The sequence below is a fragment of the Nostoc sp. TCL26-01 genome, assembly GCF_013393945.1.
GTDB lineage: Bacteria > Cyanobacteriota > Cyanobacteriia > Cyanobacteriales > Nostocaceae > Trichormus.
Genome location: NZ_CP040297.1, coordinates 4138872 through 4153151 on the forward strand (window position 1 = coordinate 4138872; position 14280 = coordinate 4153151).

10 protein-coding genes are annotated in these 14280 nt (G+C 41.0%); 5 read left to right on the forward strand and 5 right to left on the reverse strand.

What is annotated here, in order from left to right; genetic code table 11:
• Positions 1 to 99 precede the first annotated feature (99 nt).
• The 4 genes from FD725_RS18110 to lipA form a co-directional block, all read right to left on the reverse strand.
• Positions 100 to 555: a Fur family transcriptional regulator gene (locus FD725_RS18110; protein WP_179049427.1), complete on the reverse strand. Its 456-nt coding sequence runs from the start codon at positions 553 to 555 to the stop codon at positions 100 to 102.
• 511 nt (positions 556 to 1066) lie between these two features.
• Positions 1067 to 2317, reverse strand: a complete 1251-nt coding sequence (gene sigC, locus FD725_RS18115; RefSeq protein WP_179049428.1) for an RNA polymerase sigma factor SigC — start codon at positions 2315 to 2317, stop codon at positions 1067 to 1069.
• 761 nt (positions 2318 to 3078) lie between these two features.
• Positions 3079 to 4008, reverse strand: a complete 930-nt coding sequence (locus FD725_RS18120; RefSeq protein WP_179049429.1) for an NAD(P)H-dependent glycerol-3-phosphate dehydrogenase — start codon at positions 4006 to 4008, stop codon at positions 3079 to 3081.
• A 62-nt stretch (positions 4009 to 4070) separates the two neighbouring features.
• The gene (gene lipA / locus FD725_RS18125) at positions 4071 to 4937 is read right to left on the reverse strand and encodes a lipoyl synthase (RefSeq protein ID WP_179049430.1); all 867 of its coding nucleotides are present in this window, start codon (positions 4935 to 4937) and stop codon (positions 4071 to 4073) included.
• 482 nt (positions 4938 to 5419) lie between these two features.
• Between lipA and FD725_RS18130 the strand changes: the two genes are divergently transcribed.
• From FD725_RS18130 to FD725_RS18150, 5 genes are all read left to right on the forward strand, one after another.
• On the forward strand, positions 5420 to 7075 hold the full coding sequence (locus tag FD725_RS18130; protein WP_179049431.1) for a hypothetical protein: 1656 nt from the start codon (positions 5420 to 5422) through the stop codon (positions 7073 to 7075).
• Between the two features lie 169 nt (positions 7076 to 7244).
• Positions 7245 to 8234 carry a protochlorophyllide reductase gene (locus FD725_RS18135; RefSeq protein ID WP_179049432.1) on the forward strand — a complete coding sequence of 330 codons (990 nt, stop codon included), beginning with the start codon at positions 7245 to 7247 and terminating at the stop codon, positions 8232 to 8234.
• Between the two features lie 267 nt (positions 8235 to 8501).
• Positions 8502 to 9122, forward strand: a complete 621-nt coding sequence (locus FD725_RS18140) for a TMEM165/GDT1 family protein (RefSeq protein WP_179051579.1) — start codon at positions 8502 to 8504, stop codon at positions 9120 to 9122.
• Between the two features lie 369 nt (positions 9123 to 9491).
• Positions 9492 to 10628: a glycosyltransferase family 1 protein gene (locus tag FD725_RS18145; RefSeq protein ID WP_179049433.1), complete on the forward strand. Its 1137-nt coding sequence runs from the start codon at positions 9492 to 9494 to the stop codon at positions 10626 to 10628.
• A gap of 213 nt (positions 10629 to 10841) precedes the next feature.
• A complete protein-coding gene (locus FD725_RS18150; protein ID WP_179049434.1) occupies positions 10842 to 13439 on the forward strand; it encodes a GAF domain-containing protein in 2598 nt (865 codons plus the stop codon).
• A 207-nt stretch (positions 13440 to 13646) separates the two neighbouring features.
• Here the strand turns inward: FD725_RS18150 and FD725_RS18155 are convergent, their stop codons facing one another.
• On the reverse strand, positions 13647 to 13925 hold the full coding sequence (locus FD725_RS18155) for a hypothetical protein (RefSeq protein WP_179049435.1): 279 nt from the start codon (positions 13923 to 13925) through the stop codon (positions 13647 to 13649).
• Positions 13926 to 14280 lie beyond the last annotated feature (355 nt).

Genomic DNA, 14280 nt, shown 5'->3' on the forward strand with positions numbered 1-14280 from the left:
AGCAGGTTCCTTACCTCCAATAACAGTGAGTGAGAAATAGCTCACAATTCCTGTTCTAGGTTGATTTGAGTAACTCTCTCTGGTTATCATACCCAGGTGCTACAGTGGCATCAGCGCTCGTTGGCACTTGGGACAAACTGCATGAATGGTCATTTGACAGTCAAGTAGGTGGAAGCCTTCTTTTTGAGCAGTTTTTCCCCCAATTTTTAAGATTGAGTCGTTCTTGAACTCAATAGTGGAGTTGCACTTTACACAAATCAAGTGATGGTGGTGATGGGGGTATGGCTGATTAATTTCATAATGTTTATGCCCTTCGCCCAGTTCTAGTTCCCGTAAAATTCCCATCCGAGCCATCAGTTTCAACGTCCGGTAGATGGTTGAAAGACTGATACCTTCACCATCAGTTTCTAAACGGTGGTACAAATCCTCTGCACTTAGATGTTCACCTTGGGGCAGTTCTTGAAAAATATGTAAAATAGTTTCTCTTTGAGGAGTTAAACGCCAGCCTCTCTCGTTTAACTCTGCCTTAAGTGAAGTTGTTGTGTAGACAGTCATACTAATTTTTCTCAACAAAGCCTGTTAGTTGAGAATATAACAAATGTTTTGGTCTATTTGCAACAAATATTGCTTATTGAGAATCTTTACCAAAATTTTAACAATACTTGATGAAATTTGCATACTATAGCCGAGAACAGAGAAAAGGCTGGAAAGTCTTTAATTATCAATGCTTAATGATTAGTAGGTATTCTAATCTATTTAGCAACTGCTATAAAATCTTCTGATGGTTATCCCCACTGACAGTAATTAATTCAAAAGTTAAAATTGTAGAATACAAGCCATGCAAGCATTGTATCAATTAACTATGGATTTTCTCTACCCATGACCTCATATCTCTTGGGAAATGGCGATTAAAACCATTCTTTTCTTAACTGCAAAAATTTCTTATGAGGGATGAGTAACTGTTAGTGGGAAAATCGCTGGAATTCCTAGCAATTGGATAGTCCAGAGTCAACAATCTATAGTATTAAATTTTGTCACTATTGACTATTGACTATTGACTATCGAATTAGCTTAAAGATTCCAAGTAATCGCGGATGAGGTTACGACGCTTGGGTTGACGCAGCTTTTGCAAAGCTTTGGATTCGATTTGCCGCACTCTCTCCCGTGATAAATCTAGTGCGCGACCAATTTCTGCTAAGGAATAAGGATGACCATCAGCCAAACCAAACCGCATGAGAATGACATCACGCTCACGGCTGGTTAAATCGGCTAACAAATTTTGCAAGTCTCTTTGTAAAGATTCTCGCATTAACATTTCTTCTGGGGTGACACTATCAGTTTCTAGTAATTCACCTAATTCGGTGTCTTTATCCTTACCGACCTTAGTTTCCAGTGACACAGAGCGAGGTACTCTTAATAAAACTTCGCGTACTTGGCTGGGTGTCATATCTAACTCCAGAGCTAGGTCTTCTAAAGTAGGAGTGCGACCTTTTTCTTGAGCTATTTTGCGTTGAGCTTTTTTAATTTTGTTTAACTTTTCTGTAATATGGACAGGGAGACGAATTGTTCGACTAGAAGTAGCGATCGCTCGTGTAATTCCCTGACGAATCCACCAGTAAGCATAGGTACTAAAGCGGTATCCTTTAGTGGGGTCAAATTTCTCTACGGCTCGTTCTAAACCCAGCGTACCTTCTTGGACTAAATCCAATAATTCCAAACCGCGATTTTGATATTTCTTGGCAACAGACACAACTAGGCGTAAATTAGCCTTAATCATGTGTTCTTTGGCTTGCAGTCCTTGAGACTGGAGTTGATCCAATTCTTCCACAGTCAGCTTGGCAATTTCTGCCCAGCGACGCTTGCCTTCTGCTAAAGTTGGCTTAAGTTCAGATAAGTTGATACCAGCAGTAGTAGCCCATCTTTCTAAAGATGGACGATGACCTAGTTCTGATGCTAGACGCTCTTGCACTTCAATTAAGTGAAGATAAGGTGCGGCTACAGCATCGCCTTGTTTGGCAGCATTGGCTAGTACAGTCCGTAACCGTAAATAACGCTGGACTTTTTGGGCTTCAGAAACTTCTTCATCCCGTCCCAATAAGCGGACACGACCAATTTCCTGAAGGTATAGACGCACTAAATCTGTACTGCGACGGTTAGCGCCGACAGCAAAGTTAGCGGGATCAGCAGCAGCTATCTCCAACTCTTGGAGATCATCGACCGACAACTCACCTTCATCGACAGTGAGATCCGGGTCTAACACCTGGCTGGATTTTTGGGTATTGTAGGCGGCATCTGCGTAAAAAGATGTTGCTGGCATAAGATCGTCTCTATGGCTCCAGGTAACAATAGATTGCGGTCAGCTAATTAACTGTTGCTATTGTTCCCGTGATTCTAGATGAACTAACACGGTTGAGGTTTTCACTAAGATTTTTTTTGCAAAAAAACTTAGTGGTTGTTTTCAAACATTGCCACCAAGCTATGCTCGGTTGGTGAGCGTCTGATTGAACCAATAGCTATTCAAATCCATGATTAGGCTTTAAGTTCCGAATTACCTAGTCAGCATTTCCACCTTGATAGATATCAGCTATTACTTTGGTAAATGGTATAAACATATTTCAGTGAAATTATGTTTATCATCGGCATAGTCACATCTACATGAATGTGTAAGTACTTTCCTGACGATTTTCTAATTTTTTCTCAGGATTTTTTGGACTCAGTAGAGGTAATAGGTAATGGAAGATGATTGAGTAGTCTGCAACAACCGCTACCAGCAATCCATGAGTTGTATATAGCTAGTACTTTTTCATCAATACTTCACACTTAGTTGGTATCCGATGAATATTTCTTCATTTAGCTTCGAGAATTTTAGTTAGGACTTACGCACCTCAACCAATAAACCCTTCTGGGGGTGGTCAATAGTCAATGGTCAATGGTCAATGGTCAATAGTCAAGTTTTTTGGACTGTTGACCGTTACGAGTTCAATAGTTGCTTTCCGACGCAAGGCAATAGGAACGCACTATTTCACCATTGACTATTGACAAAAAGCCAGAAAATTTAGTGACACTGCGTAAGTCCTATTAGTGATATTCTGGCTTGATGTCGCGCAGCATCAGTTCATCAAGAGCTTGTCTTGGTGTCACTTCACCTTGTAGTAAACGATGAACTTGCTCGGTAATGGGAATAACTATATTTTGCTGCTTGGCTAGTTGGACTAATACTTGACAAGTGTTTACCCCTTCAGCCGTTCCTGGCAAATTTGCCAGAGTTGCTGTGAGAGTTTTGCCACTTGCTAGTTGGTAACCTACTTGGTAATTGCGACTCAACGGACTGTTACAGGTAGCTAACAAGTCTCCTAGACCAGATAAACCATAAAATGTTTCCGTTTTAGCGCCCCAAAAATTGCCAATACGCACCATTTCTGTGAGTCCACGAGTGACTAGAGCCGCTTTAGCATTAGTTCCCAACTGTAACCCGTCACAGACACCGGATGCGATCGCTATGACATTCTTGAGTGTACCCCCAAGCTCTACACCTATAGGATCAGGATTTGTATATACCCGAAAACGTGGGGAAGAAAACGCTAGCTGGACTGTTTCGGCTGCGGTGACAACACGACTAGCTACTGCTGTCGCGGCTGGTAAAGATTGTTGAATTTCTTGAGATAAATTTGGCCCTGATAGAACGACTATGGGATTGTCAGGAAAAATTGATTGCCAAATTTGCGAAGGCGTATTAATCGTATCTGGTTCTAAACCTTTTGTAGCGGTGACAAAAATTGTTGCTGGGGGAAGGGTGAGAGGTTGGATTTGGGTAGCAACTTCTCTCACACCTTTCATAGAAATAGCGGAGACAATGATCTCGGCATCTTCGACAACTGAAGCTAGTGTCTCTGATCCCCGGCGTGACCAGATTTTCACCCCATGACCATTTGCTGCTGCTAAACTGGCGAGAGATTCACCCCAAGCACCTGCACCTAATATTGATATTGATATGGTAGTTTCTTGCACCGATGGAAAATTTGAAATTCAAAAATAATCACTCATGTGGAGAGACGTAACATGGTACGTCTCTACCGTGGATAACGCTGCATTAATTCTCGCACTTGCTCGGCGTGGTAGGAACTTCTGGTTAGGGGTGAAGATACGACTTGTAAAAATCCCAGTTCTTCGCCATAGGCTTGCCAAGCAGCAAATTGCTCTGGACTTACAAAGTCGTTGACTTGCAAGTGTTTTTGACTGGGTTGGAGATATTGCCCGATGGTTAAGATATCACAATCTACAGTGCGTAGGTCTTGCATAACTTGGCGAATTTCAGCATCGGTTTCACTCAGTCCTACCATGATGCCGGATTTGGTGTATGTCCAAGGAGCAATTTGCCGAGAGCGCTGTAATAATTCTAGTGTGCGATCGTAATTTCCTTGGGGACGCACTCGACGATATAGACGTGGTACTGTTTCTGTATTATGGTTAAGTACTTCTGGTGAGGCTTGGAGAATGATCTCTAACGCATCCCAATTACCGCACAAATCTGGGATCAATACTTCAATGGTAGTTTGGGGTGAGAGTGCGCGCACCGCTTCAATACATTTGACAAACTGAGACGCACCACCATCTGCTAAGTCATCTCGGTTGACAGAAGTGATCACCACATGATTGAGTTTCATCCGGTGTACAGCTTCACTTAATCTTGTTGGTTCTGTGGGGTCTAAGGCTTGAGGTTTTTTCTCAAAGTCGATATCACAATAAGGACAAGCACGGGTGCAAGCTGGCCCCATAATCAAAAAAGTGGCTGTACCAGCTTGGAAGCATTCACCAATATTTGGACAGGATGCTTCTTCACAAACTGTATTCAGCGCTAAATCCCGCAAAATTTCTTTAACGTTACCAACGCGCTCCCATTGAGGCGCTTTAACCCGCAACCAGTCTGGCTTTTTCATAAACACGCTAAATCAACAGTTACAGCTTCTAACCCAAATTTAATGCTCAAATAATGTTCCAAAGAATTGTTTTGGGCTTTTCACTTAGATGTATTAAAGCATTATTGCATTTGTCTAAAATGCTCAATCGATGCTCAACCCAGTCTAATACAATAGAACTTACGCAAGTGTAACTAAGTTTTCTGGCTTTTTTGTCAATAGTCAATAGTCAATGGTCAATAGTCAATGGTCAATGGTCAAAATCAAGTTTTTTTGGACTGTTGACCAAATCAGTTAACAGTTAAGTAATTGGACACACTTAAATTCTTATGTACAGATAGGGGACAGGTTACAGGTTATAGGTTACGGGAAAGAACTTGTGTAATTAATTCTGTCTGATTACTTATCAGTTACCAGTTAATAAACGTTCACTGTTCACTGTTTACTATTGACTACCCTCGGCAGGGTTTTTTGGTTCAGTGCGTAAGTCCTAAAGGAGTAATATGTATAAATTAAATTCGGAATCCCAGCATTTTAAGAGAGTGCAAGTAATAGGATATCTGCTGATATTTTTAGCGATCGCCATTGGTTTAATCACTAGAATTATTGCTGTTTTCCAGTACGTAAGCTTTGATATCGGTCAAGACCCTGATCAAGTGAGAGATGCTTTTGTTGTCATTAATATGTGGCAGGGAGATTTGCCCACACTTGGTTCTCAAGTTGCGACTATCGGCAGACATCACATTTTACCACTTTATTATTATTTGTTCTTCCCTTTTACTATTTTAGGGGCAGACCCGGTTTTTCAAGCTTTACCTAATGCTTTATTTTCATTTTTATCTATTCCTTTATTAATTTATTTAGTTTATCAACTTTTAGAACATATTGAAACACCAATTAGAATTTTCCTCAGTGGTTTAGCTGGCTTTTGGTATAGTCTGCTGTATGGTGAAATCTTTATTAGTAATTTTCAATGGAATCCTAGCTCGATTCCTTTTTTTCTGCTGCTTTTCACCTTACTGTACTATCTACAAATGGAGGGAGATTTTTCGTTAGCAGTGCAAATGCTTCTGTGGGTTGGCTATGGCGTGACTCTGGCAATTTTAGTCAGCTTACATTCTTCCACACTGTTTGTTTTGCCTATCGTATTTATGATTAGTTGTGGAGTTTTTATCTATCAAGTCGTCAAACAAAAACGTTATCTCTTAATATCATTGCCCATTGTCAGCATTCTCTCAGCCATATTAGCATTAACACCTTATTGGATAGGCGAATTTAGCCGTGGTTTTCAGAATACTAAAAGTATTTTTAAAACTATAGTGACTAATGATTCTCAAGCTGGTAATTCATTTTTGATGAATTTAGGTAAAAAAATTAGTAATTTATTCTTGAATTACTTCAAACTATTTCAAGAAGCATATCTCTGGAATCACTCGTGGATTGCTTTAGTAGTATCTGTGATTTTTCTGGCGATCATTACGTATTGGGGAATTACTAAATTTAAAGGTAATAAATATATTTGGTGTATTTGGTTATCTACTTGGGGCATATATTTATATGCAGCATCTAATCTGGATTCGGAAACTACAGTTTTTCACTACAAGTTACTGATTATTTTTGCCCCAATTATTCTCACTATTACATCTCTAGCATATCTAAACTTATCAAAACAAAAAAATCTGATATTTTATGTAATTACTGGCATGATTATTACCTACTCTTGCTTGAGCAATCTATTCTATGATTATCAATTTATGCTGAGTAAATATGGCAATAATCGGTTAATTAATACAGCAGATATCACCAAAATTATTAATCAATTGCCAGATGGAGCAGTTATTTGTGACCCCAGAGTCAGAGGTAAACGCATAGCCAATAATCAGTATAAATATATTGATACCAATATCACTCATAAGAACATTAGCGTGGTCAACGTGTGTGTGTCTGGTAATTATGTCATTCATCCCCAAAGATTACTACTCATAGATGGCACTATCCTCAACGACCCAAGTTATGAAAAAATTACTTACGTGAAGTTTACGCCACCAGAGCCAGTCAAACTATGGCCGATATTTGAAATTGTACAAAATAGAGCGATCGCCAGACCAGCCAAGCTCGTTTTCACAACAGATACAGCTAATGTATATCTTCTCAATTAACTCTGTTCAATATTCCTGAACAAATTGATGCTTTGTTAAGGAATTTAAATCAAAAAGTTACGATTAATGTAGCGGTATGTAACAGTCCGTAATCGACTCATGAGATGTGGTAACTCGGTGCGGTAAAATCCTGAAAATAGTTAAAGATGATAAATAGAGTCTTAAGAGAATGGGACAGGATCGCAAGTCAACAGTTGTAATTACTGGAGCCTCTTCAGGAGTTGGTTTGTACGCAGCCAAAGCATTTGCCAAAAGAGGATGGCACGTTGTTATGGCTTGCCGAGATTTAGCCAAATCAGAACAAGCAGCCCAATCTCTCGGCATCCCCAAGGACAGCTACAGCATTATACACATTGATTTAGGCTCATTAGAAAGTGTACGCCAGTTTGTGAGCAACTTTAGAGCCACAGGCAAATCCTTAGATGCTTTGGTGTGTAACGCGGCAATTTATATGCCCTTAATCAAAGAACCGTTACGCAGCCCAGAAGGTTACGAATTAACCATGACGACCAATCACCTTGGTCATTTCCTCTTGTGTAATCTGATGCTGGAAGACTTAAAGCAATCCTCAGCACCAGATAAGCGGCTCGTCATTTTGGGAACAGTCACCCACAACCCAGACGAATTAGGTGGGAAGATTCCACCCCGTCCAGACTTGGGTGACTTACAAGGCTTTGCTCAAGGCTTCAAACCGCCAATTTCCATGATTGATGGTAAAAAGTTTGAACCCGTTAAGGCTTACAAAGACAGCAAAGTCTGTAACGTACTAACAATGCGGGAACTACATCGGCGTTATCACGATTCAACTGGTATCACCTTCACCTCGCTTTATCCAGGATGTGTAGCCGAAACACCACTATTCCGCAACCACTATCCCTTATTTCAAAAACTCTTCCCCTTGTTCCAAAAGCACATCACTGGGGGTTATGTATCTCAAGAATTAGCAGGAGAAAGGGTTGCAGATGTAGTCACTGAACCTGAGTATAAGCAATCTGGTGCTTATTGGAGTTGGGGAAATCGTCAGAAAAAAGACGGTAAATCCTTTGTCCAAAGAGTTTCTCCCCAAGCCCGCGACGACGAAAAAGCCGATCGCCTGTGGGATTTAAGCGCTAATTTGGTAGGTATTGCCGGACAAAAGCCAGTCGCCGTTCATAATTGACAGCAACTGGGTTAAGCTCTTGACTCCTATCTCAGATGGATATAATATTGAAATCTATGAAAGAAGGGGAGTAGCTACTGGCACAAAACATAAGAGCCAGTACATCTAAATCAACATACTGGCGATGAGCCTGGTTTAGATGGCAAGTATCAAATATTTGGGAGCGAGACCTTCACTGAGTTTACATCAAAGATGTAAAGCTTGGTGAGGTCTTTTGGCATTCATCAAGCTGCACATCGGTCAACGATTCTTGAGGAGCTTGAGAAAGTGCTAACGGCTTTTACCGCAGGTTTACTACTAATTACAGTTTCCGAATTAGGAGATAAAACTTTTTTTATCGCTGTGATTTTAGCCATGCACCATTCACGGCGATGGGTATTTACAGGAGTGGTAGCAGCTTTAGCCGCCATGACAATTTTGTCGGTGCTATTTGGCCAAGCTGCTTCTTTGTTACCAAAAGTTTATATTCATTATGCCGAAATTGCTTTGTTTGTGGCTTTCGGACTAAAGCTGTTATATGACGCGAGTAAAATGTCGGCGGCGGATGACAAAGCCGAAGACGAGATCAAAGAGGCAAAAGCAGCCGTAGAAAAAGCAGATTCACACCTACCAAGACAAAAAACCCCTTGGACAATTATAGCAGAAGCCTTTGTTTTGACATTTATGGCAGAGTGGGGCGATCGCACACAAATTGCCACCATCGCCCTAGCAGCCGGTAATAACATCATTGGTGTAACAATTGGCGCAATTTTAGGTCATGCTATTTGTGCAGCGATCGCTGTCATTGGTGGCAAAATGATCGCAGGACGAATCTCTGAGCGTCAACTCACCTTTGCAGGCGGATGCCTCTTTTTGATTTTTGGTATCGTTGCTGGAATGGAAGGATGAGCACTTTCTTAAAAAGAGGGAGTGCTGAGTGAGTAATGAGTGCTGAGTGCTGAGTGCTGAGTGGGGGAGTGAGGGAGTGAGAGAGTGGGGGAGTGGGGGAGTGCTGAGTGCTGAGTGAGTAATGAGTGCTGAGTGCTGAGTGCTGTTAGCGGTAGCGGGGCATTCAGCCCGTGCTGAGTGCTGAGTAGTGACTAATGACTAATGACTATTGACCATTGACTAATGACTAAATGACTAATGACTAATGACCATTGACCATTGACTATTGACCATTGACCATTGATTACGTTGCCAGAGACAGTTTACTCTGTTGTTTATAGCTAAGTTCACCAAAAGCTGGGATTATTTGCCTGGACTGATTAGTTTTGTATGAGAATTGCCTTATTCACTGAAACCTTTTTACCCAAGGTTGACGGGATTGTGACACGCTTGCGTCATACCGTTGACTATCTGCAACGTCATGGAAATCACGTTTTAGTCATTGCTCCTGATGGTGGGATTACGGAACACAAAGGAGCAAAAGTTTATGGCGTTAGTGGTTTTCCCTTACCTCTGTATCCAGAGTTGAAAATGGCACTTCCTCGCCCGGCTATTGGTTATGCTTTAGAAGAGTTTCAACCAGATATTATTCATGTGGTGAATCCGGCTGTTTTAGGGCTGTCAGGGATTTTTTATAGTAAAGTTCTCAAAATCCCCTTGGTGGCTTCTTACCATACTCACCTACCACAGTATCTGCAACATTACGGTTTAGGGATGTTAGAAGGGTTACTATGGGAACTGCTGAAAGGAGCGCATAATCAAGCATCTCTCAATCTTTGTACTTCTACCGCCATGATGGCAGAACTATCAGGACACGGTATTGAAAGGGTGGATTTGTGGCAACGTGGCGTAGATACAGAATTATTTCATCCTGATTTAGCTAGTTTAGAAATGCGATCGCGTCTCACACAAAATCATCCAGAAAGCCCCTTATTACTATACGTCGGTCGTCTTTCCGCTGAAAAAGAAATTGAGCGGATCAAACCCATCCTAGAAGCCATTCCGCAAGCTCGATTAGCCCTGGTGGGAGATGGCCCCAATCGCCAAGCCCTAGAAAAACATTTTGCTGGCACAAATACCAACTTTGTCGGTTATCTTATGGGACGGGAATTAGGCTCGGCGTTTGCTAGCGCTGATGCTTTTATTTTTCCCTCCCGCACAGAAACACTGGGTTTAGTATTGCTAGAAGCAATGGCAGCTGGTTGTCCAGTGGTGGCTGCCCGTTCTGGGGGCATACCAGATATTGTCACAGATGGTGTCAATGGCTATCTTTTTGATCCTAAAGCAGATATACAAGATGCGATCGCTGCTACTATCAGCCTCCTAGACAACTCCCAAGAACGGAACACTATCCGCCAAAACGCTCGTCAAGAAGCTGAAAAATGGGGCTGGGCAGCCGCTACACATCAGCTACAAGATTACTACCAAAAAGTAATCCGTACAGAACAGTTGACAGCGTTACGATGAAGGAGTGCTGAGTGAAGGAGTGTTGAGTGCTGAGTGAGGGAGTGAGAGAGTGAAGGAGTGCTGAGTGCTGTTAGCGGTAGCGGGGCGATGAGCAGCGTGCTGAGTGAGGGAGGAGAGAGTGAGGGAGTGCTGACTATTGACTATTGACTATTGACTATTGACTATTGACTATTGACTATTGACTATTGACTATTGACTAATGACTAATAACTAATGACTCTTCCCAATTTAGGTAGCGTCTTGGCTACATTAACTGAACTTACACAGGTTAATCGGACACACACTCTATTGCGTCGGGTTAAAGACCTTTCGGTTAGCGAGTTTGGTTGTTTACTGGAATTTATTACAGCCGAATTTCAGCAATTTCTCAGAGCTATTGAATTAATCAATAATGAAGCTCTGGAAAATATGCTGGAGAAAGTATTAGAAGCCATCACACTTAAAATTGGGCAAATTCTCCAAGCAGAACAGACAACTATTTTTTTAGTTGACTATGATAAAGGTCAGTTGTGGTCAAAAATACCACAAGATAATGGGCAAAAATTTTTAGAAATTCGGACTCCGATTACAGTGGGTATTCCTGGTCATGTGGCTAGTACGGGGCAATATTTAAATATTGCGGAAACGGCTACTCATCCTTTGTTTAGCCCAGAGCTAGAAAAACAAATGGGTTACACAATTCGCAATATTTTGTGTATGCCTGTGGTGAGTAGTAAAACTCAGGTAGTAGCAGTCGTCCAACTAGCTAATAAGACTGGCAATATTCCCTTTAATAGTGATGATGAAGCACATTTTCGAGACTTTGCTGATTCTATTGGGATTATCTTAGAAACTTGTCAATCTTTTTATGTAGCAGCGCGTAATCAACGTGGAGTCACAGCACTCTTACGTGCGACTCAAACACTAGGGCAAAGTTTAGATTTAGAAGCTACCTTGCAGATAGTGATGGAACAAGCCAGAGTTTTAATGCAAGCCGATAGAAGTACATTGTTTTTGTATCGGAAAGAAATGGGTGAACTTTGGACTAAAGTGGCAGCAGCAGCAGACACGACAAATTTAATGGAAATTCGCATTTCTGCGAATCGTGGTATTGCTGGTTATGTGGCTTCTACAGGTGATGCTTTGAATATTCCCGATGCTTACAAAGACCCACGATTTGACCCAACAACAGATAGAAAAACTGGTTATATAACTCGCAATATTTTATGTTTGCCAGTATTTAATTCGGCTAATGAATTGATTGGCGTAACACAACTAATTAATAAACAACAAGGGAGTTTTTCTACTTCCGATGAAGAATTCATGCGGGCTTTTAATATTCAGGCAGGAATTGCCTTGGAAAATGCTCGGTTATTTGAAAATGTTTTATTAGAAAAACAATATCAAAAAGATATTTTACAGAGTTTGTCAGATGCTGTAATTTCCACAGATATGACAGGTAGGATTGTCACAATTAATGATGCAGCTTTAGAATTACTTGGTTGTCCTTTAGGTGAACCTAATAGCAAAGCTAATAAAATATTGTGGGAACAAAACTTAACTGGTCGTTTAATTTGGGAGGTTATACCAATTGAAAATTTGCAGATGCGTTTGGAAGATAGTTTAAAAAGTGGAGCTAAACATTATGTACCAGAGCAGAGTTTAACTGTTGGTGTCTATCAACTACAGAGTCCAGATATGCGAGTTACCAATGAAATTCCTGATGCACAACTGGGTAATGCCTTCTCGATTTTAACAGTACGCGATCGCTCTAATCCTGATACTTTTCTACCTTGGAATTTACCCCTAACTCCCCAATCTAAGTTTTTAAACTCCACCCAAGTACAAATCCTCGAACGCAGTATTAATCTCACAGTGAATCATCTCACCAACCCAGAAGGCGGAGTCAGGGGTGGTTTGGTAGTTTTAGAAGACATTAGCCAGGAAAAACGCCTGAAAACAACCATGTATCGCTATCTTACACCCCATGTAGCCGAGCAAGTCATGGCACTGGGGGAAGATGCTTTAATGGTGGGCGAACGGAAAGATGTGACTGTATTATTTTCTGATATTCGTGGTTACACTACACTCACAGAAAATTTGGGGGCGGCGGAAGTTGTATCACTGCTAAATCAGTACTTTGAAACGATGGTTGAAGCAGTATTTAACTACGAAGGTACTCTGGATAAATTTATTGGTGATGCCTTAATGGCAGTATTTGGCGCACCTCTACCACTAACAGAAAATCATGCTTGGCAGGCGGTGCAGTCAGCATTGGATATGCGCCAGCGTCTAGCAGAATTTAATCAACGGCGAATTATTCAAGCCCAACCACAAATCCGCATTGGTATTGGTCTTAGTTCTGGGGAAGTCGTCTCTGGCAATATCGGTTCTCACAAACGCATGGATTACACAGTTATTGGGGATGGGGTAAACTTGAGTTCCCGCTTGGAAGCAGTCACCAAAGAATATGGCTGTGACATCATTTTAAGTGAGTTTACCTATCAACTATGCAGCGATCGCATTTGGGTACGCCAGTTAGATAGAATCCGTGTCAAAGGCAAACACCAAGCAGTCAACATCTACGAATTAATAGGCGATCGCACTACTGCTTTAGATGCCAATACTCAAGAGTTCCTCTTTCACTATCATACAGGTCGAGCCGCCTATCTCTCCCGCAATTTTACACAGGCGATCGCTTGTTTTACAGCCGCAAAACATATTCACCCTCAAGATCAAGCGGTGAATATTCACCTAGAACGCGCCTACTACTACCAACAAACACCACCTCCAAATCACTGGGATGGGGTTTGGACAATGATGGGAAAATAGTCAATGGTCAATGGTCAATAGTCAATAGTCAATAGTCAATAGTCATTAGTCATTAGTCATTAGTCAATGGTCAATAGTCATTAGTCATTAGTCACTACTCAGCACTCAGCACTCAGCACTCAGCACTCAGCACTCAGCACTCATTACTCCCTCACTCAGCACGGGCTAAACGCCCCGCTACCGCTAACAGCACTCAGCACTCATTACTCACTTCTCTTCCGGTTTATCTTCGCCATCCTGAAAGGGATTTTCACCTATTTGTAGTTGTTTTTTAGAGCGTTTTAAGTTCTTCCACAGAGCTTTTATTTGGTCGTAAGCTTCTTCTGGGGAGATTTTTCCCCCTGTTTCTAAGTTGCAAACGTAACTTACTCGTTGAGCAAATTCTTGCAAATTGGCATTAAATACCAAGTTTTCTGGCTTTACATGACCATAATAACGACCACGGGGATAGAGAAATTCGTCTTTACCCACTAATTTTTTCTCCATTTATATAACTTCCTTTTTTTATGTCTAAAGCTGATGTTGATAGCAGCCTATTTTCCTAGAATTGCCGTTGAGGAGTTTACTTTTACTATGAAACTCCGATATTTATTCATTTACAAAAAAAATTACAAAAAATCGTATTTGGGGAAAATTACTATCTGAGGTTGATAGTTGTGTAGATTCATTTTTAGTTTACCTACACGAATTATGAACACATGAGCAAACAACTAGACACTGATTTTAGCTTTTTTGTCTGAAGATAGATTCTATCTTTAGCTCAATTTTACTTACGAATATCCCAAGAAATTGGGAGATTTTAGTTCCAGGAAGAGGTAGTCATGGCAAAAATATCTTGATC

Excerpts from the sequence above, each read along its gene's own strand:
- FD725_RS18110 (WP_179049427.1), bottom strand. The coding sequence starts at position 555 with ATGACTGTCTACACAACAACTTCACTTAAGGCAGAGTTAAACGAGAGA.
- sigC (WP_179049428.1), bottom strand. The coding sequence starts at position 2,317 with ATGCCAGCAACATCTTTTTACGCAGATGCCGCCTACAATACCCAAAAA.
- lipA (WP_179049430.1), bottom strand. The coding sequence starts at position 4,937 with ATGAAAAAGCCAGACTGGTTGCGGGTTAAAGCGCCTCAATGGGAGCGC.
- FD725_RS18130 (WP_179049431.1), top strand. The coding sequence starts at position 5,420 with ATGTATAAATTAAATTCGGAATCCCAGCATTTTAAGAGAGTGCAAGTA.
- FD725_RS18135 (WP_179049432.1), top strand. The coding sequence starts at position 7,245 with ATGGGACAGGATCGCAAGTCAACAGTTGTAATTACTGGAGCCTCTTCA.
- FD725_RS18145 (WP_179049433.1), top strand. The coding sequence starts at position 9,492 with ATGAGAATTGCCTTATTCACTGAAACCTTTTTACCCAAGGTTGACGGG.
- FD725_RS18150 (WP_179049434.1), top strand. The coding sequence starts at position 10,842 with ATGACTCTTCCCAATTTAGGTAGCGTCTTGGCTACATTAACTGAACTT.
- FD725_RS18155 (WP_179049435.1), bottom strand. The coding sequence starts at position 13,925 with ATGGAGAAAAAATTAGTGGGTAAAGACGAATTTCTCTATCCCCGTGGT.